We start from the raw sequence: 18,308 nt of genomic DNA on the forward strand, positions 1-18,308 counted from the left end.
GATGTATGGCCGCCAGCCCACCGTCTTCCTGCAAAGCGCGCAGCAGCATGGCGCCTGCGTGCGCGACGGCCTGGGCATGCTGGTGGAGCAGGCGGCCGAAGCCTTCCACCTGTGGCGTGGCGTACGTCCGGCCACCGCCGACGTCTTCGCCAGCCTGCGCCGGCAACTGGCACAGTGAAGTGCTCTCCTAGACCATGGATCTCTGCATGGCGGTATGACTGCAGGCGTGCATGACGCCAGGATGGCTGGCATGAACACCGGACCGTATCGGCCGGCAATCGTCACATTCCGTAACGACAGAACAAGAACAGGCACATGAAATCCCTACGCAAGCTGCTCTTCTGGATCATCGTCCTGCCCATCGCACTGGTGCTGCTGCTGCAGGCGTATTTCTTCGTCCAGATCTGGTGGTGGAAGGATCACAACCCCGAGTCCACCAGCTTCATGCGTCAGCAATTGTCATTGCTGCGCGAGAAGGATCCCAACGCGCAGCTGCAATTCCGCTGGACGCCTTATGCGCGCATTTCCAACAATCTCAAGCGCGCCATCATCGCCTCCGAGGATTCCAACTTCTCCGAGCACGACGGCATCGACTGGGAAGCCCTGCAAAAAGCCTACGAAAAGAACGAGAAGAAGGGCAAGGTGGTCGCCGGCGGCTCCACCATCACCCAGCAGCTGGCCAAGAACCTGTTCCTCTCCGGTGAGCGCAGCTACCTGCGCAAGGGCCAGGAATTCATCATCACCTACATGCTGGAATTCCTGCTGGACAAGCAGCGCATCTTCGAGATCTACCTCAACGTGGTGGAGTGGGGCAATGGCGTCTTCGGCGCCGAGGCCGCGGCCCAGCACTATTACCGCACCACGGCCGCCGGTCTGGGCCCTGAGCAGGCGGCGCGACTGGCGGTGATGCTGCCGCGTCCGCGCTACTACGACCGTAATCGTGGTTCGGCCTATCTGGCGGCCCGTACCGGGCTGATCCTGCGCCGCATGAACGCCGCCACGCTGCCGCCGACCCACAAGTGAGCGATTTTCTTGCCGCGTGCGCATGACCGGCGTATGACGTCAGGCTGCCGGCACGGGCCTGACAACAGGCCCCGCGTCGTGCTTGCCTGGCGCCGGGGTTGAACGTACACTTGCGCACGTTTCGCGCCTGAGGTCGCGCCGGCCTGCACCGGCGGCAGCGGGTCGCCGCACTCCCACCCGCGTTCCATCCAGCGAGAGCCCATGATCAATGTATTCGTGTTGCAAAACGGACGACTGAGCCAGGTCAACATCGACAGCCGCACCGACCTGGAACAGGCGGCACCGGTCTGGGTGGACCTGACCGAGCCGAACGACGAGGAGCGCGCCTGGGTCAAGAGCATCTATGGCGTGACCCTGCCGGACGAGGACGAATTCAGCGACATCGAAGCTTCGGCCCGTTACTTCGAAGCCGAGAACGGCGACCTGCACCTGCGCACCGACTTCCTGTTCGAAGGGGATGACGATTCCTCCTCGACCATGACGGTGGCCTTCATCCTGGCCCGCAACATCCTGTTCTCGGTGCATGCGGAAGATCTGCCGGTGTTCCGCCTGGTGCGCATGCGTGCCCGCTCGCGACCCGGCTCCATCGGCGACTACCGCGACGTGCTGCTGGATCTCTACGAGACCGATGCCGAATATTCGGCCGATGCGCTCGAAGGCATCTACCAGAAGCTGGAAACGGTCAGCACCAGCGTGCTCAAGAAGAGCCTGTCCGACCAGGATGCCGCTGACGTACTGAACACCATCGCCCACGAAGAAGACCTGAACGGCCGTATCCGTCGCAACATGATGGATACCCGCCGCGCGGTCAGTTTCCTGATGCGCGGCCGGCTCCTGAGTTCGGAGCAGTTCGAGGACGCCCGCCAGATCCTGCGCGACATCGAATCGCTGGACGGCCACACCGCCTTCCTGTTCGACAAGATCAACTTCCTGATGGATGCCACGGTCGGCTTCATCAACATCAACCAGAACAAGATCATCAAGATCTTCTCGGTGGCCTCGGTAGCCTTCCTGCCGCCCACGCTCATCGCCAGCATCTATGGCATGAACTTCAGGCTCATGCCGGAACTGGACTGGCCCATCGGCTATCCGCTGGCGATCCTGATGATGATCGGTTCGGCGATTGCGCCCTTCTGGTATTTCCGTCGGCGTGGCTGGCTGAACTGACGCTGTCTGCTGACGGCGACGTCCTCATTCCTCTGACATGGCTTCCCGCGCTTGGCCGATGCCGCCGGCGCGGGCAAGGCGGCACACTGTGCCCATCGACAGTCACTACGCCGCAGAGGAGAGCCCCATGTCCACTCGTCATCACTATGTTTCGCTGGCCATCGTCAGCGCCAGTTTCGCCGGTCTCCTGATCGGTTGTGCCAGCCCGCAGCAGCAATATGGTGCGGCCCCGCAATCGCAGAATTATGAACGCGTGGCGTCCTATTCCGGTACCGGGGTGGTGGAAGCCATTGAAGTCACCCACAAGGAAAGCAACGGCGTCGCCGGTGCGGTGGTGGGCGGGGTGGCCGGTGGCCTGCTCGGTAATGCCGTCGGTGGCGGTACCGGCCGTGTGCTGGCTACGGTCGCCGGGGCCGCAGGCGGGGCCTATGCCGGTAACCAGGTCCAACGTAACAGTGCGGCCGGCCATCAGGTCTACAACATCCGCGTGCGCATGAGCGATGGCTCGCTGCAGACCTTTGCGCAGGAGGATAATACCGACTTCCGCGTGGGGGACCGGGTGCGCCTGGATAACGGCCGCATCTCGCGCTACTGATCGCTGTCCACCGGTGTCGTTCATGAGCTGCGTGTGACCCGGCGAGACATCCGTTCTTGAGGACGCTGGCGGGCCGAATGGTCCGGCCTGTCGGCGTGAAAGTTTGGGCCGTCCCGCTTCTGGCAGGACGGCCCTTTTCTTCCTGCGCGGGTGGCCCGAGCGCTCAGGCCGGATAGAGTGCGCCCAGTATGCGTAGCCCGCGCGCGCCTGTCACGGCCGGCAGGTTGCCAGCCAGGCGCAGATCGAAGCGCCGCGCCAACCAGGCGAAGGCCAGCGCTTCCACGTGCTGTGGCGACACACCGAGCGCGGCGGTCGATTGCACACCGGCCCGGCCTTGCAACTGCTCCTGCAGCAGGCGCATCAGGAAGGCGTTTTCGGCCCCGCCACCACAGACATAGACCTGATCCGCGCGGGGCGCATGCGCCACAATGGCGTCGGCAATCGTGGTGGCGGTGAGCATGGTCAGCGTGGCCTGGACGTCGGGCGCCGACAGGGTTTCCCCGGTACGCAGCAGGGCCGCCTGCAGCCAGTCCAGATGGAACAGGTCACGTCCAGAGCTCTTGGGCGGCGCAGCGCGGAAGAAGGCTTCATCACGCAGTTGCGCCAGCAGGCCGGCGTGTACCTGGCCGCTGGCGCCCCAGTCGCCGTTGGCGTCGTAGTTGCGTTGCAGGTGCAACTGTATCCAGCCATCCATGAGCGCATTGCCCGGGCCGGTATCGAAACCATAGGCCTCTTCTTCACCGGCCGGCAGGATGCTGACATTGGCGATGCCGCCGATATTGACCACCACCCGCGATTGCGACGCATCGCCGAAGATGGCGCGATGAAAGGCCGGCACCAGCGGCGCTCCCTGGCCGCCGGCGGCTACGTCCCGACTGCGGAAGTCGGCCACTACGTCGATGCCGGTCAACTCCGCCAGCAGCGCCGGGTTGTTGGTCTGACGGGTGAAGCCCAGTTCCGGGCGATGGCGGATGGTCTGCCCATGCACACCCACCATGCGCAGGTCGGACGCCGACTTGCCGGCCTGCAGCAACAGCTGCGCCACGCAGTCGGCATAGTGCACCGCCAGCGCATTGGCGGCCATGGCCTCGCGTTCGATCTCGTTGGGACCGGCCGCCTGCAGCGCCATCAGATCAGCCCGCAGATGTGCGGGAAAGGGGACGTAGGCCGCAGCCAGCGTCGCCGAGACGGCCTGGCCGTCGAAGTCGGCCAGCACGCCATCGACGCCATCGAGGCTGGTGCCGGACATCAGGCCGATATACAGGGTGGAGGAAACACGCATGGCAAGAACCGGGGAAGAAAAAGAAAAGGGCGGTCGCTGATTCTACAGCGGCCGCCCTGGTACAGGCAGGATGGGTGCCGGCGGGATTACTTGACCGATGCCAGCTTCACATCCGGTGCTCCCGGCACACGCAGCATGGCCATGCGGTGCTGCATGTCGTCGGCCACCGCGCGGAAGCGCTGCATCTGCGGGCCGGTCAATGCCTGGACATTGGGCACTTCCACCGACAGCGGGTTGCGCGGCTGGTTGTTGACGCGGAACTCGTAGTGCAGGTGCGGCCCGGTCGCCCAGCCGGTCATGCCGACGAAACCGATGACGTCGTTCTGACTGACCTTCATGCCCTTCTTGATGTTGGGCGCGAAGCGGCTCATGTGGCCATAGGCGGTGGAGTAGCCGCTCCAGTGCTTGATGACGACGATGTTGCCATAGCCGTTCTGCTGACCCACGAAGTCGACCACGCCATCGGCCGCCGCATGGATGGGAGTGCCGGTCGGTGCCGCGAAGTCCACGCCGGTGTGCTGTTTCCACTGGCCCAGGATGGGGTGCAGGCGCATCGAGAAGCCCGACGAGATCCGGGTGAAGGCCAGTGGCGACTTCAGGAAGGCCTTCTTGAGCGACTTGCCGTCGAAGGCGTAGTAGCCGCCACCACCGGTCTTGCTGGCCGGGTCGCTGAACCACACGGCCTGGTAACGGTTGCCGGCATTGTCGAATTCGCCGGCCAGCACGCGCCCGGTGCGCACCAGGTCACCGTTCTGGTAATAGGTCTCGTAGACCACGTTGAAGCGGTCGCCGCGGCGCAGGTCGGAAGCGAAGTTGATGTTGGTGGCGAACATGTCCACCAGCTGCATGGCGATGGCGTCCGGGATCTGGGCCGCATCGGTGGCCGCGAACAGCGAGGAGAAGATGGTGCCGGCGCGCATTTCCACGCGCCGCTCCAGCACCGCCGGCTGCGCCTGGGCGGTCAGCTTGCCGTCCTGGCGCGAGATGACCAGGTTCTTCGGGGTGTCGCTGCCATCGTCGAGGGTGGCCGACAGCTTGACCAGCTCGCCATTATCGTCGGTCTGGGCCACCACGCGCTTGCCGGCGCGCAACTGCATCACCGCGCGCGCCAGGGTATCGGACTTGATGAAGGCCGTGGCCTCGTCGTCGTCCACGCCCAGGCGATTGAGCAGGGTGGCCAGGGTATCGCCGCTGCGCACCTTCTCTTCGTTGACGTAATACTGCGATCGCTCTTCCAGGGCACTGATCTGCTGTTGCAGGTCAGGCAAGGCCAGTTCCTTGGAGATCGGGTTGACCGGGGCATCCCGCAGATCGGGCTCAGCCGGCGCGAAGCCGGCGGCACCGATGGTGAAGGCCGCCAGGAACAGGGCGCTGGCGCCGAGAATGCGGGTCTTGGGCGAAGAGGCGGCGACTTTGTGTTGGCAGGACTGCAACGCGGAGAAGCACAGGGACGAGAGGTGCTTGAGTTTATCTTGTGGGAACATGCAATGCGAATACGTTAAAATCTGACGTTTCCGTGGCGGATGGCGGGTACGGCTGCAATGCGGCGTTTCCTGTCCCCCCGCCGTGTTGCGCCCGCGTGATTCTTCATACGCACGGTTGTGAATATTGTTCCTGCTGATGAGCTTCTGAGGCGGCGTCCTGGCGCCCAGCAGAAAAACGAAAGTCGGAATTATAGCAACACGATTTAGCGCTCCTGTCCTACAAATGCCTATTTTTTAGTTATATCGATGAACGCCGACCAGTCCACTTCCCCTGCCGCCCCCTCCAAACTGCCCCTCTCCGACAAGGTCCAGGAGGCGCTGGCTATTACCAAGCGCGGCATCGATGAACTGCTCATCGAAAGCGAATTCGCGCAGAAGCTGGCGCGCGCCGAGCAGAGCGGCCAGCCGCTGCGCATCAAACTGGGACTGGACCCGACCGCACCTGACCTGCACCTGGGCCACACGGTGGTCCTGAACAAGATGCGCCAGCTGCAGAACCTGGGGCACCAGGTGATCTTCCTGATCGGTGACTTCACCTCCATGATCGGCGACCCGTCCGGTCGCAATGCCACCCGTCCGCCGCTGTCGCGCGAGCAGATCGAGATCAACGCCAAGACCTATTTCGCCCAGGCCAGCCTGGTGCTGGACGCCAGCAAGACCGAAATCCGCTACAACTCCGAATGGTGCGATGCCTTGGGCAGCCGCGGCATGATCCAGCTGGCCTCGCGCTACACGGTGGCGCGCATGATGGAGCGCGACGACTTCACCAAGCGCTTCAAGGAAGGCACGCCGATCTCGGTGCATGAATTCCTCTACCCGCTGATGCAGGGCTACGATTCGGTGGCCCTGAAGTCGGACCTGGAACTGGGCGGCACCGACCAGAAGTTCAACCTGCTGGTCGGTCGCGAACTGCAGAAGGACTTCGGCCAGGAGCCGCAGTGCATCCTGACCATGCCGCTGCTGGAAGGTCTGGACGGCGTGGAAAAGATGTCCAAGTCCAAGGGCAACTATATCGGCATCACCGAACCGGCCAACACCATGTTCGCCAAGGTGATGAGCATTTCCGACGTGATGATGTGGCGCTACTACGACCTGCTGTCGTTCCGCTCCATCGCCGAGATCGCCACCTTCAAGGCCGAGGTCGAAGCCGGCAAGAACCCGCGCGACATCAAGGTGGCGCTGGCCCAGGAAATCGTGGCGCGCTTCCACTCGCAGCAGGCTGCCGAGGACGCGCTGGCCGACTTCGTGAACCGCTCCAAGGGCGGTATTCCCGACGATATCCCCGAGGTCTCGCTGGCGGGCGCGCCGCTGGGCATCGGCCAGTTGTTGAAGCAGGCCAACCTGTGCGCCTCCACTTCGGAAGCACTGCGCATGGTGGAGCAGGGTGGCGTGCGCATCGACGGCACCGTCATCAGCGACAAGGGCTTGAAGGTCGAGGCCGGCCAGTGCGTGGTGCAGGTCGGCAAGCGCAAGTTCGCCCGCGTCACCCTGGCGTAAGCTGGTGCGCGCATGATTGCCCTGTTGCAGCGGGTCAGCCAGGCCGCCGTGGTGGTGGACGGCCAGACGCTGGGCGCCATCGGCCCCGGCCTGATGGTATTGGTCTGCGCCGAACGCCATGACGGCGTGGCCCAGGCCGATGCCCTGCTCAAGAAGCTACTGGCCTATCGTGTCTTCAGCGACGAGGCCGGCAAGATGAATCGCAGCGTTGCCGATGTGCAAGGCGGCCTGTTGCTGATCCCCCAGTTCACGCTGGCGGCTGATACCAATTCCGGTACGCGCCCGTCCTTCACGCCCGCAGCCGCGCCGGAACCGGGGCGGCAGCTGTTCGAGCACTTCGTGGCGCAGGCGCGCGCGCAGCATGGACCGGACAGGGTCGGCACCGGTCGCTTCGGTGCCGACATGAAGGTGTCGCTGACCAACGACGGGCCGGTCACGTTCTGGCTGCAGGTCAAGCCGCCGGTGTCGGTGTCGTGAAGCACGGCCCGGCTTGAAGCGCGGCCGGACGTCCCCAAATGGATTCGTAAAGCGTGTTGAATGTGGCCTTACTTTTAGGAGGTGATATGAAATTCTGGAGCGATTCTTTCAAGGACGGCGCCTACATCCCCGGCGAATTCGCCTTTGCGGTGATGGATCCCAAGACCCACGTCGCCCTGTCCGGCAATCGCAACCCGCACTTCGCCTGGAGCGACCTGCCGGCCGGCACCAGATCGCTGGCGCTGGTGGTGCACGATCCGGATGTGCCTTCGCGCGGCGACGACGTCAATCAGGAAGGCAAGACCGTACCGCTGGAATTGCCGCGCGTCGATTTCTATCACTGGACCCTGGTGGACATCCCGGCCGAGGTCAGCCAGATCAAGGCCGGCCAGTTCAGCAGTGGGGTGACCGCGCGCGGCAAGCCTGGACCGGCGGTGCTGGGCGACGTCATGCCCGGTGCGCGCCAGGGCATCAACGACTATACCGGCTGGTTCGCCGGCGACGGCGACATGCGCGGCGACTACTTCGGCTACGACGGTCCCTGCCCGCCGTGGAACGATGCGCTGGTGCACCGCTACATCTTCACCCTCTATGCACTGGACGTGGAACAGCTGCCGGTGGCCGGCAACCTGGAAGGTTCGGTGGTGGTGACCGCGTTGCGCGACCATGTGCTGGAGCAGGCCTCCCTCACCGGCCTGTATACCCTCAACCCCAACGCCGTCCCGCGCCCCTGAAACCTCGCATGACCGACATCCTGCTGATCCGCCACGGCGAAACCGACTGGAACGTGGACAAGCGCCTGCAAGGGCATATCGATATCCCGCTGAACCAGGCCGGTCTGCGCCAGGTGCAGGCGCTGGGTGAGCTGCTGGCCGAAGAGGGCATCGATGCCGTCTTCGCCAGCGATCTGCAGCGTGCCCGTGACACGGCCCAGGCCGTAGCCAGTGCCAGCGGACGCCAGGTGCTCATCGAGACCGGCTTGCGCGAGCGCTGCTACGGTGCCTTCGAAGGTCTGCGTCATGTGGAGATCGAGGCGCGCTATCCCGAGGCCTATCGGCAGTGGAAAGCCCGTGAGCCGGATTTCCGCTACCCGGCCGGCGAGCGTATTGCCGAGACCATGCGCGAGTTCTACCAGCGTTCGGTGGCAGCGGTGCAGCGGGTGCTGGCCTCGGGCCCCTACCGCAAGGTGGCCATCGTCACCCATGGCGGCGTGCTGGAGTGCGTGCATCACTGGGCCAGCCAGACCTCCTTCGCCCAGCCGCGTAACTTCGATATCTTCAATGCCAGCGTGAACCGTCTGCATTGGGACGGCCAGCGCGCGCACATCCGTTCCTGGGGAGAAATCGGACATCTGCAGCGCGAGACCCTGGACGAGGTCGATCGCTGAATCATCGGCCCGGATTCTTGCGGGATGGCAATCGGCATTGGCATTGTGCCAACAATTGATTTTGCCCAATAAATAATCAGCCCCAAAGATGTAACCGCGCCCGATTCTTGTTGGGCGAGCCGGTCAATCGCGCTAAAATAGCGCCCTTCCCCGTACCTCCCCCTGATCCACGTCGTGAACATTGGGCCTTATTCCCTGCGCAACAACGTGTTCGTCGCCCCCATGGCGGGCGTGACCGACCGTCCTTTCCGCCAGCTGTGCAAGCAGCTGGGGGCAGGGTATGCCGTGTCCGAGATGGCGGCTTCCGATCCGCGGCTGTGGCACAGCGAGAAGACCTCGCGCCGTATCAACCACGATGGCGAGATGGAACCCAAGGCGGTGCAGATCGCCGGTGCCGATCCGGTGATGCTGGCCGACTGCGCGAAGTACAACGTCGAGCGCGGTGCCCAGATCATCGACATCAACATGGGCTGTCCGGTCAAGAAGGTCTGCAACAGCTGGTGCGGTTCGGCGCTGCTGCAGGATGAGGAACTGGTGGCGCGCATTCTGGATGCCGTGGTGTCGGCGGTGGATGTGCCGGTGACGCTGAAATTCCGCACCGGCTGGAACCGCGCCAACAAGAATGCCCTGAAGATCGCCGCCCGTGCCGAAGCGGCCGGCATCGCCATGCTCACGCTGCACGGCCGCACCCGCGCCGACGGCTACAGCGGTGAAGCGGAATACGAGACCATCGCCGCGGTCAAGGCCGCGGTCAGCATTCCGGTGGTGGCCAATGGCGACATCACCACGCCGGACAAGGCGCGCGAGGTCCTGCGCATCACCGGTGCCGACGCCGTCATGGTCGGCCGTGCCGCACAGGGCCGGCCCTGGATCTTCCGCGAGATCGACCATTTCCTGCGCACCGGCCAGTATCTCCCGGCGCCGCTGGTGAGCGAGGTGGTGCAGCTGATGGATGAGCATCTGCAGGCCCACTACGCATTCTATGGCGAGTACCTGGGCGTACGCACGGCGCGCAAGCATATCGGCTGGTATGTGCGGGAGCTGCCGGGCGGCGAGCAGTTCCGCCGCGGCATGAACCGCATCGAGGACTGCCACCAGCAACTGCAGGCGGTGCGGCAGTTCTTCGCCGATCAGGCCGCGTATGGCGAGCGCCTGCAGTATGGCCTGGCGCAGACGTGCGATGCGCAAGCCGGGCTGGAGCAGGTGGCACTGGCTGCCTGAACCGACCTGGCGGCAGCAGGACAGGACGGATTGCGGGTATCAGGATTCAGGTATCGGGTATCGGATGCGCCTCGCGCGCAATTGATCAACAACACGGCAGATCACGCAGGCCGGCGCGGTTTTATCGGCGCCCGGGCATGCGGTGATCATGCCGGCACAAGAACAGAAGCTATAACGCCATGAGCAAAGAAAGTATCGAGGATGTCGTCAAGAAGAGCCTGGAAAAGTATTTCCGGGATCTCGGAGAGCAACTCCCCACCAATGTCTACGACATGGTGCTGGCCACGGTCGAAAAACCGGTCTTCGAGACCGTGATGGCGCGCGCCGAGGGTAACCAGTCCCAGGCCGCCGAGATCCTCGGCATCAACCGCAATACGCTGCGCAAGAAGCTGCAGCAGCACGGCCTGCTGTAGCCTGCGCAAGGCCGGCGCCGCAGTGCAGGGGGCCGGTTCATGCAGGGGTACAGCCTCCTTCCACGGTTTTTCAGGTTTCCTTTCCCTTACCAGTCTTGCCTACCATGATCAAACAAGCACTCATTTCCGTATCCGACAAGGCAGGCGTGCTCGAATTCGCGCGCGCGCTGTCCGCCATGGGCGTCAACATCCTGTCCACCGGCGGCACCGCCAAGCTGCTGGCCGACAATGGCGTGCCGGTCACCGAAGTGGCCGACTACACCGGTTTCCCGGAAATGCTGGATGGCCGCGTGAAGACGCTGCATCCCAAGGTGCATGGCGGCATCCTGGCGCGTCGTGACTTCCCCGAGCACGTGGCCGCCCTGGACCAGCACGGCATCCCCACCATCGACATGGTGGTGGTGAACCTGTATCCGTTCCAGCAGACCGTCGCCAAAGAAGAGTGCTCCCTGGAAGACGCCATCGAGAACATCGACATCGGCGGCCCGGCCATGCTGCGTTCCTCGGCCAAGAACCACAAGGACGTGATCGTCCTCTGCGACCCGACCGACTACGAAGGCGTGCTGGCCGAGCTGAAGTCGGGCGGCGACCTGCCCTATGAAAAGCGCTTCGCGCTGGCCAAGAAGGTCTTTGCCCACACTGCGCAATACGACGGCGCCATTACCAATTACTTCACCTCCCTGGGCGAAGACAAGCAGCACACCACCCGCAGCGCCTACCCCGCGACCCTGAACCTTCACTTTGAGAAGGTCCAGGACATGCGCTATGGGGAAAACCCGCACCAGAGCGCCGCCTTCTACCGCGACATCAAGAAGGTCGAGGGCGCCCTGGCCAACTACACCCAGCTGCAGGGCAAGGAACTGTCCTTCAACAACATCGCCGATGCCGATGCGGCGTGGGAATGCGTCAAGAGCTTCGACCCCGCTACTGAAGCCGCCTGTGTCATCATCAAGCACGCCAACCCTTGCGGCGTGGCCATCGGTGCCAACCCGCTGGAAGCCTATAGCAAGGCCCTGCAGACCGACCCGACCTCGGCCTTTGGCGGCATCATCGCCTTCAACCGCGAAGTGGATGCGGCTGCGGCCGAAGCGGTGGCCAAGCAGTTCCTGGAAGTGCTGATCGCCCCGTCCTTCAGTGCCCAAGCCAAGCAGATCTTCGCCGCCAAGCAGAACGTGCGCTTGCTGGAAATCCCGCTGGGCAATGGCTTGAACGGCTACGACTTCAAGCGCGTCGGCGGTGGCCTGCTGGTGCAGTCGCCGGATGCCAAGAACGTGCTGCTGGCCGACGTGAAGGTGGTCAGCAAGAAGCAGCCGACCCCGCAGCAACTGCAGGACCTGATGTTTGCCTGGCGTGTGGCCAAGTTCGTCAAGTCCAACGCCATCGTCTTCTGCGGCAATGGCATGACCCTGGGTGTGGGCGCCGGCCAGATGAGCCGCATCGACTCCGCCCGTATCGCCTCGATCAAGGCGCAGAACGCCGGCCTGACCCTGGCGGGTTCTGCCGTGGCCTCCGACGCCTTCTTCCCGTTCCGTGACGGCCTGGACGTGGTGGTCGATGCCGGTGCCACCTGCGTCATCCACCCGGGTGGCTCCATGCGCGACCAGGAAGTGATCGACGCCGCCAACGAGCGCGACGTGGTGATGCTGCTGACCGGAACCCGTCACTTCCGTCACTGATCCTTCGTAGCCTGAAACAAAGACGCCCGGCCTGTGTGCCGGGCGTTTTGCTTGAGGGCGTTGCGGATTGTGGGCCTCATGGCTGTTCCGCGATCAGCCCTTCATGCTGCGCAATGCGGCTCAGGGCGGTCTCGAAGCGATGGCGCGATTCCGCTGTCAGTTGCTGCAGGAACTGGTGCAGTTGCGCATCGGCCTCGTTGCGATTGGCGCACTGCGCGCTGTAGCGCTCGAACTGCGACAGCTGCATCAGCAGTTCGGCCACATGGCGCGGGCATTCGCAGGCTACCGTCGTGGACCGGTTGGCGAAGGCGATCAGTTCCTGGTCGCTCCAGCGGCGCGGTGCCGGTGCCTGCGGCGGCCACGCCGGCGCGCTGCGCGGCGGTGCCGACAACGCCAGCAGGCCGCGCAACCACTGCAGGATCACCACATCGGGCTGCGGCGCGCGCAGCAGGCTGATGCCCACCGCCGCCAGCGTTTCGCATACCGCCTCGCTGGCAAAGCCGTACAGCACCGCCATGGGCAGCCCGCTCAGGCCCGGTGCCGCACTTTCCAGCGCTCCCAGCCAGCCGGCATGCAATTGCGGTTCGTGCAACAGCAGGGCGTCGACCTCATCCCGCTTCAAGGCGAGGCCGGCCTGTTCGATGGTCTCGAAGGGGCCCAGCAATTGCAGCGGACGCCCCAGGCGCTGCAGCAGTCCGGGCTTGTCCAGGCGCTGCGCCAGACTGGTCCCGACCACGGCCAGCCGCCACTGCCCCTGTGCCGCCTGCGGCGGGGTGGGGCGGGCTGCATGCAGCTCCGCATGGGTGGCAGCGACTTGCTGCAACTGCTCCATGTCCAGCCCGGCCAGGCTGCCGATGGCATGCCCCAGTTCGGTCAGTTGCCGGATCAGGGCCAGGCGCCGCACGTCGGCTTCCGAATACAGACGCTGTCCGCTGGCCGAGAGCTTGCCCTGGGTCAGCGCATAGCGCCGCTCCCAGACCCGCAGCGTGGCCACCGGCATGCGCAACATGCGGGCCACCGCCCCGGTGCGGCGCAGTGACTCGGTGGCCGGTCGGTCGCCCGCAACGCTGGCCGGGGGCGCTTTTTCTGGGGACATGACTTCTCCTTTGAATCCGAATTGACGCAGATTATAGGGGATAAATGCGGCCAATGAATCAATGTTGCCGCATTTAATGCGTACAATCCTGAGTCATGAAATCATCCACCTCCTTTGGCGGACACCGCGGCAACAAAGCGCACTTGCCCAGCAAGCTCTGCGCCGTCTGCGGCTTGCCCATGAGCTGGCGGCGCAAATGGGCCAGGAACTGGGATGAGGTCAAATACTGTTCCGACGCCTGTCGCCGCAAGCGTGCTCACGCTGGTTCCTGAGGAGTCGAGTCATGTACCGCAAACACCAATTCGACCTGGTGCTGGACGTCGTGTCACCGGAAGAAGCGGCGCCAGCCACGCCGCAAGTCCGGGCGACCCCGGTGCTGCCCACCCTGGCTGCCGCCCGTCAGCGCATCGCCGCCGTGCGCCCGGGCACCTATGCGCGCACCCGCAACAGCCTGGATGGCGCGGTGACCGGTCTGTCGCCCTACCTCACCCATGGCATGGTCACGTTGCGCGAGGTGCTGGCTGGCGTCTGCGCGCGCCATGCGCTGGAGGTGCAGCACAAGTTCGTCTACGAGCTGGGCTGGCGCGCGTTCTACCGCTATGTCTGGGCGCGCCGTGGCGCCCGCATCTTCGATTCGCTGCATCCCGGTCCGCTGCCGGAGTCGGCCTATGCGCGCGAGTTGCCGGCCGATATCCGCGAGGGCGCCACGGGCCTGCCGGTGATCGACCAGGCCGTGCGCACCCTGTATGCCACCGGCACCCTGCACAACCACGCCCGCATGTGGCTGGCCAGCTATATCGTGCATCTGCGCAAGCTGCACTGGCGCGCCGGTGCCGACTGGATGGTCGGCCACCTACTGGATGGCGACCTGGCCAGCAATCACCTGAGCTGGCAGTGGGTGGCCGGCACCGGCAGTCACAAGCCCTATCTCTTCAATGCCGAGAATGTGGCCAGGTACGCGCCTGCTGCCTGGCATAGCCCGGGTACGGTGCTCGACACCAGCTATGAAGCGCTGGGCCAGATTGCCCTGCAGCCCGATCCGGTGGCGCCTGAACCCGCGGCCTCTGCCCGCGCTTGCCCGCGCATGGCCGAGCCACCCCTGCTGGCGGCACCCCCGGCCAGCCTGGATAGCGTCGCCCCCGACCCGCAGGCCGTGGCCGGACGTGACGTCTGGCTGGTTCATCCCTGGAGCCTGGGCGAACTGCCGGCCGATCTCGCACCCGATACGCTGGTGGTGGGGCTGTACCTCTCCGACTTCCATCTGCTGTGGCCGTGGGCCCGCCGCCGCTGGGACTTCGTCGGCGCGCGCATGCGCGAACTCACGCCAATCTGCTGGCACGGCGACGCCGCCAGCGTGGGACGCGCCCTGAAGGCGGCACGCAGCGTGCGCTGCCAGTCCGACCCGCACCTGGGGCCGTGGCTGCCGCTGTGGGCGCAGTGCATTGCACCGGCAGGGCTGTTTCCGGCGGTGGACAAGCCCAGCGATCTGTTCACCCAGTGGTGGCGACGCAGCACGCACGGCCTGCAGATGGCGACGGAACTCCTGGCGCGCGAGGGTGGGCGCGATGGCTGAGCGCGAACACCAGGAGGGCGGACTGACCGTGCTCTATGACGGCGCCTGCCCCTTGTGCCGCCGTGAAATCGGCCTGTACCAGCGCCTGGGTGAAGAGGCATCGCTGCGCTTCTGCGATATCAGCCGGGAGGGGGCGGAAGTGGCGCTGCCGCCCGGCCTCAGCCGCGCCCAGCTAATGGCGCGCTTTCACGTCCAGCGTGCCGATGGCACGGTCTTGAGCGGTGCTGCAGCCTTCGTGCAGCTGTGGGCCAGCCTGCCGGGCTGGCGCTGGCTGGCCCGGCTGGCGCGCCTGCCCGGCATGCTGTGGCTGATGGAGCGCAGCTATCGCGGCTTCCTGCGTCTGCGGCCGGCGCTCCAGCGTCTGGTCCTGCGCCTGGAAGGGCGCTCGCGGCGGTCCTGATGTCGGTCGGCCTGGTCTGGTTCAAGCGCGACCTGCGCTTGCGCGATCATCAACCGCTGGCGCAGGCGGCACAGTGCGAACGCGCCTTTGGCCTGTTCATCATCGAACCCGCCTGGTTGCAGAGTTTCGAATGCGATCCGCGCCACGTGGATTTCCTGCTGCGCTCGCTGCAGCCGCTGCAGATCGAGCTACGACAGCGTGGCATGCCGCTGTTGGTACGTATCGGCGAGGCGGTGCAGGTGCTGGAAGCGCTGCGTCGCGAATGGAAGCTCACCCATCTCTTCAGCCACGAAGAAACCGGCCCCGCCTGGAGCTATGCCCGCGATATCTCGGTGGCCCGCTGGAGCCGCATCCAGCATGTCCACTGGCAGGAATGGCCGCAGACCGGCGTGATCCGCCGTCTGCGCAGTCGCGATGGCTGGGCCGCGCGCTGGCTGCAGCGCATGGAGGCGCCGCAGGTGGCGATGCCTGCCGGCTTTCGCGCCCCGCCGGGCATGCAGCCCGATCCGCTGCCCACGCTGGCCGATCTCGGCCTGCCCACGCCGCACCTGCAGCCGCCCGCCGGGGAAGCCGATGCCTGGGAGCGCCTGCGGGTCTTTCTCGGCGGTGCCGGACGCGATTACCGGCGTGCCCTGTCCAGCCCGCTGACTGCGCCCGACGCCTGCAGCCGTCTCAGCGCGCACCTGGCCTTCGGCACGTTGTCCATGCGCAGCGTGCACCAGGCCACCGAGCTGGCCATTGAACACACACCGGACCGCGAGCTGGCCTACGGTCTGCGCGGCTTTTCCAGCCGCCTGCGCTGGCATTGCCACTTCATGCAGAAGCTGGAAGACCAGCCCGATCTCGAATGGCGCAATATCGCGCGCTCGCTCGATGGCCTGCGCCCCGGAGATGGCGGGCCGTGGGGCGCACTGGCACAGGAACGCTTCGATGCCTGGTGCGAAGGGCGTACCGGCTATCCCATGGTGGACGCCTGCATGCGCCAGCTATGCAGCACCGGCTGGCTCAACTTCCGCATGCGCGCCATGCTGGTCAGCTTCGCCGCCTACCACCTGTGGCTGCACTGGCGCGCGCCGGGACTGTTCCTGGCACGCCAGTTCCTGGATTTCGAACCCGGCATCCACTGGAGCCAGATGCAGATGCAATCCGGCACCACCGGCATCAATACCCTGCGCATCTATTCGCCGGCCAAGCAGGCGCGGGATCATGATCCCCTGGGTGAGTATGTGCGGCGCTGGGTGCCGGAATATGGCACGCCAGCCTATCCCGCGCCCATCGTCGACGAAAAGAGCGCGCTGGCCCAGGCCAAGGAGGCGCTCTACGGCCATCGTCACAGCCCGGTCGCCCGTCAGGAAGCCGACGCCATCCAGGACAGGCACGGCTCGCGCAAGAGCGGCCTGCCCGCGACCACGCAACGACGCGGCCGCAAAAAGACCGTCGACCCCGGTCAGGGCGTGTTGTTCTAGGGCCTGGGGCGGTCCGATCGGTTAGACTGGCGGGCATGAAAATCCTAGGTATCGACCCTGGCTTGCGCACCACCGGTTTCGGGGTCATCCACAAGCAGGGCAACACGCTGTCCTATATCGCCTCCGGCACCATCAAGACGCCGGATGGCGATTTGCCGTCCCGGCTCAAGGTGATCCTCTCCAGCGTCGGCGAGGTGGTGCGGACCTATGCCCCTGACTGCGCCGCCATCGAGAAGGTGTTCGTCAACGTCAACCCGCAATCCACGCTGCTGCTGGGGCAGGCCCGGGGCGCGGCGATCTGCGCCATGGTCGCGGCTGACCTGGCGGTGGCCGAATACACGGCGCTGCAGGTCAAGCAGGCCGTGGCCGGCCATGGACGGGCGCAAAAGGCGCAGGTGCAGGAAATGGTGGCGCGGCTGCTGAAACTGCCCGGCTTGCCCGGTACCGACGCCGCCGATGCGCTGGGCGTGGCGATCTGCCATGCGCACGGGGGAGGGGTCTTGTCCGACCTGGGGGCGCTGGCCCCGGCGCTGGCGCGCAAGGGCATCCGCATGCGCGGCGGGCGGCTGGTCGGTTAGTTTTTCGTCCTGAAGAGCGCCAGCACGCGCTGCGCCAGCTTCACTATCACCAGCACCACCGCACCGGCGACCACGCCGAAGAGCGCATTCAATACCGCAGGCGCAATCGCGCCCAGTACCGGGCCGATCACCGCAACGCCCTCTACGGCAACCGCTGCCGCTTCGATGGCGTGATGGGCGAACGGCAGGCCGTGGGTCAGGATGCCGCCGCCCACCATGAACATGGCGATGGTGCCGATCACCGACAGGCTGCGCATCATCTTCGGCGCTGCCGCCAGGATGGCGCGGCCCACCACGGCCTTCAGACGGCCCCAGGCGCTGGCGCCGGCATGCTGCACCAGGTACAGGCCACCGTCGTCGAGCTTGACGATGCCCGCCACCAGGCCATAGACACCGGCCGTCATGATCAGCGCAATGCCCACCAGCACCGTGATCTGCTGCTGCAGCGGGGCGCCGGCCACTGTCCCCAGCGTGATGGCGATGATCTCGGCCGAGAGGATGAAGTCGGTGCGCACGGCATCCTTGATCTTCTCGCGCTCGTAGCTGACCGGGTCGATGTCCTCGGGCGCGGCAGCAGCCACTTCGTGGTGTTCCTCGTCATGCGGCAGGTATTTGTGGGCCAGTTTCTCGAAGCCCTCGAAGCACAGGAAGGCGCCGCCCAGCATCAGCAGCGGTGTCACCGCCCAGGGAATGAAGGCGCTGATGGCCAGCGCCGCCGGCACCAGGATGGCCTTGTTCTTCAGCGAGCCCTTGGCGACCGCCCACACCACCGGCAATTCGCGCTCGGCGCGCACCCCGCTGACCTGCTGGGCATTGAGGGCCAGGTCGTCGCCCAGCACGCCGGCGGTCTTCTTGGCCGCGACCTTGGTCATCAGGGAAACATCGTCGAGCACCGTGGCGATGTCGTCGATCAATGCGAAGAAGGCGCTGCCGGCCATGGTTGTCCTTTATTCAAGCTTGTTATCGTTGGATA

19 protein-coding genes and 1 pseudogene are annotated in these 18,308 nt (G+C 65.3%); 16 read left to right on the top strand and 4 right to left on the bottom strand.

Annotation, left to right across the window (positions count from 1 at the left end):
- The 4 genes and pseudogenes from aroE to VE092_RS07670 all read left to right on the top strand — a co-directional run.
- A pseudogene (gene aroE / locus VE092_RS07655) lies at positions 1 to 178 on the top strand (shikimate dehydrogenase); the annotation flags it as partial.
- A 137-nt stretch (positions 179 to 315) separates the two neighbouring features.
- A complete protein-coding gene (gene mtgA / locus VE092_RS07660) occupies positions 316 to 1,023 on the top strand; it encodes a monofunctional biosynthetic peptidoglycan transglycosylase (protein WP_324875437.1) in 708 nt (235 codons plus the stop codon).
- 201 nt (positions 1,024 to 1,224) lie between these two features.
- Complete coding sequence (corA, locus tag VE092_RS07665; protein ID WP_324875439.1) at positions 1,225 to 2,190, top strand: magnesium/cobalt transporter CorA; 966 nt, start codon at positions 1,225 to 1,227, stop codon at positions 2,188 to 2,190.
- A gap of 127 nt (positions 2,191 to 2,317) precedes the next feature.
- The gene (locus tag VE092_RS07670) at positions 2,318 to 2,785 is read left to right on the top strand and encodes a glycine zipper 2TM domain-containing protein (RefSeq protein WP_324875441.1); all 468 of its coding nucleotides are present in this window, start codon (positions 2,318 to 2,320) and stop codon (positions 2,783 to 2,785) included.
- Between the two features lie 163 nt (positions 2,786 to 2,948).
- On the opposite strand, the gene VE092_RS07675 is transcribed toward VE092_RS07670, so the two are convergent.
- Both VE092_RS07675 and VE092_RS07680 read right to left on the bottom strand, forming a co-directional pair.
- Complete coding sequence (locus VE092_RS07675; protein WP_324875443.1) at positions 2,949 to 4,067, bottom strand: anhydro-N-acetylmuramic acid kinase; 1,119 nt, start codon at positions 4,065 to 4,067, stop codon at positions 2,949 to 2,951.
- A gap of 86 nt (positions 4,068 to 4,153) precedes the next feature.
- Positions 4,154 to 5,551, bottom strand: a complete 1,398-nt coding sequence (locus VE092_RS07680) for a M23 family metallopeptidase (protein ID WP_324875445.1) — start codon at positions 5,549 to 5,551, stop codon at positions 4,154 to 4,156.
- 246 nt (positions 5,552 to 5,797) lie between these two features.
- On the opposite strand from VE092_RS07680, the gene tyrS reads away from it, so the two are divergent.
- The 7 genes from tyrS to purH all read left to right on the top strand — a co-directional run bounded on the left by tyrS (position 5,798) and on the right by purH (position 12,222).
- Positions 5,798 to 7,048, top strand: a complete 1,251-nt coding sequence (tyrS, locus tag VE092_RS07685; protein WP_324875447.1) for a tyrosine--tRNA ligase — start codon at positions 5,798 to 5,800, stop codon at positions 7,046 to 7,048.
- A 12-nt stretch (positions 7,049 to 7,060) separates the two neighbouring features.
- Entirely contained in the window at positions 7,061 to 7,525 is a 465-nt protein-coding gene (gene dtd, locus VE092_RS07690; RefSeq protein ID WP_324875449.1) for a D-aminoacyl-tRNA deacylase, read from the top strand.
- A gap of 86 nt (positions 7,526 to 7,611) precedes the next feature.
- Entirely contained in the window at positions 7,612 to 8,259 is a 648-nt protein-coding gene (locus tag VE092_RS07695) for a YbhB/YbcL family Raf kinase inhibitor-like protein (protein WP_324875451.1), read from the top strand.
- Between the two features lie 8 nt (positions 8,260 to 8,267).
- Entirely contained in the window at positions 8,268 to 8,912 is a 645-nt protein-coding gene (locus VE092_RS07700) for a histidine phosphatase family protein (RefSeq protein ID WP_324875453.1), read from the top strand.
- 174 nt (positions 8,913 to 9,086) lie between these two features.
- The gene (dusB, locus tag VE092_RS07705) at positions 9,087 to 10,133 is read left to right on the top strand and encodes a tRNA dihydrouridine synthase DusB (protein WP_324875455.1); all 1,047 of its coding nucleotides are present in this window, start codon (positions 9,087 to 9,089) and stop codon (positions 10,131 to 10,133) included.
- A 179-nt stretch (positions 10,134 to 10,312) separates the two neighbouring features.
- The gene (locus tag VE092_RS07710; RefSeq protein ID WP_006463627.1) at positions 10,313 to 10,546 is read left to right on the top strand and encodes a Fis family transcriptional regulator; all 234 of its coding nucleotides are present in this window, start codon (positions 10,313 to 10,315) and stop codon (positions 10,544 to 10,546) included.
- Positions 10,547 to 10,650: 104 nt separating this feature from the next.
- The gene (gene purH / locus VE092_RS07715; RefSeq protein ID WP_324875458.1) at positions 10,651 to 12,222 is read left to right on the top strand and encodes a bifunctional phosphoribosylaminoimidazolecarboxamide formyltransferase/IMP cyclohydrolase; all 1,572 of its coding nucleotides are present in this window, start codon (positions 10,651 to 10,653) and stop codon (positions 12,220 to 12,222) included.
- 76 nt (positions 12,223 to 12,298) lie between these two features.
- Here the strand turns inward: purH and VE092_RS07720 are convergent, their stop codons facing one another.
- Positions 12,299 to 13,318 (bottom strand): MerR family transcriptional regulator, encoded by a 1,020-nt coding sequence (locus VE092_RS07720; RefSeq protein ID WP_324875460.1) that lies wholly within the window; start codon positions 13,316 to 13,318, stop codon positions 12,299 to 12,301.
- Positions 13,319 to 13,413: 95 nt separating this feature from the next.
- On the opposite strand from VE092_RS07720, the gene VE092_RS07725 reads away from it, so the two are divergent.
- The 5 genes from VE092_RS07725 to ruvC are packed head-to-tail and all read left to right on the top strand — an operon-like array spanning position 13,414 to position 17,335.
- The gene (locus VE092_RS07725; protein WP_324875462.1) at positions 13,414 to 13,590 is read left to right on the top strand and encodes a DUF2256 domain-containing protein; all 177 of its coding nucleotides are present in this window, start codon (positions 13,414 to 13,416) and stop codon (positions 13,588 to 13,590) included.
- Positions 13,591 to 13,601: 11 nt separating this feature from the next.
- Positions 13,602 to 14,891, top strand: coding sequence for an FAD-binding domain-containing protein (locus VE092_RS07730; RefSeq protein WP_324875464.1), 1,290 nt, complete (start codon positions 13,602 to 13,604; stop codon positions 14,889 to 14,891).
- Positions 14,884 to 15,291, top strand: a complete 408-nt coding sequence (locus VE092_RS07735) for a DUF393 domain-containing protein (RefSeq protein WP_324875466.1) — start codon at positions 14,884 to 14,886, stop codon at positions 15,289 to 15,291. Before VE092_RS07730 ends, VE092_RS07735 begins: the two co-directional genes overlap by 8 nt.
- A complete protein-coding gene (locus VE092_RS07740; RefSeq protein ID WP_324875469.1) occupies positions 15,291 to 16,757 on the top strand; it encodes an FAD-binding domain-containing protein in 1,467 nt (488 codons plus the stop codon). The genes VE092_RS07735 and VE092_RS07740 overlap by 1 nt, the downstream gene beginning before the upstream one ends.
- A gap of 35 nt (positions 16,758 to 16,792) precedes the next feature.
- The gene (gene ruvC / locus VE092_RS07745) at positions 16,793 to 17,335 is read left to right on the top strand and encodes a crossover junction endodeoxyribonuclease RuvC (protein ID WP_006463633.1); all 543 of its coding nucleotides are present in this window, start codon (positions 16,793 to 16,795) and stop codon (positions 17,333 to 17,335) included.
- On the opposite strand, the gene VE092_RS07750 is transcribed toward ruvC, so the two are convergent.
- On the bottom strand, positions 17,332 to 18,273 hold the full coding sequence (locus tag VE092_RS07750; RefSeq protein WP_324875471.1) for a DUF808 domain-containing protein: 942 nt from the start codon (positions 18,271 to 18,273) through the stop codon (positions 17,332 to 17,334). The genes ruvC and VE092_RS07750 overlap by 4 nt on opposite strands.
- Between the last annotated feature and the right edge of the window lie 35 nt (positions 18,274 to 18,308).

Source organism: Herbaspirillum sp. (genome assembly GCF_035644555.1).
In the GTDB taxonomy this organism is placed as follows: Bacteria; Pseudomonadota; Gammaproteobacteria; order Burkholderiales; family Burkholderiaceae_D; genus Herbaspirillum.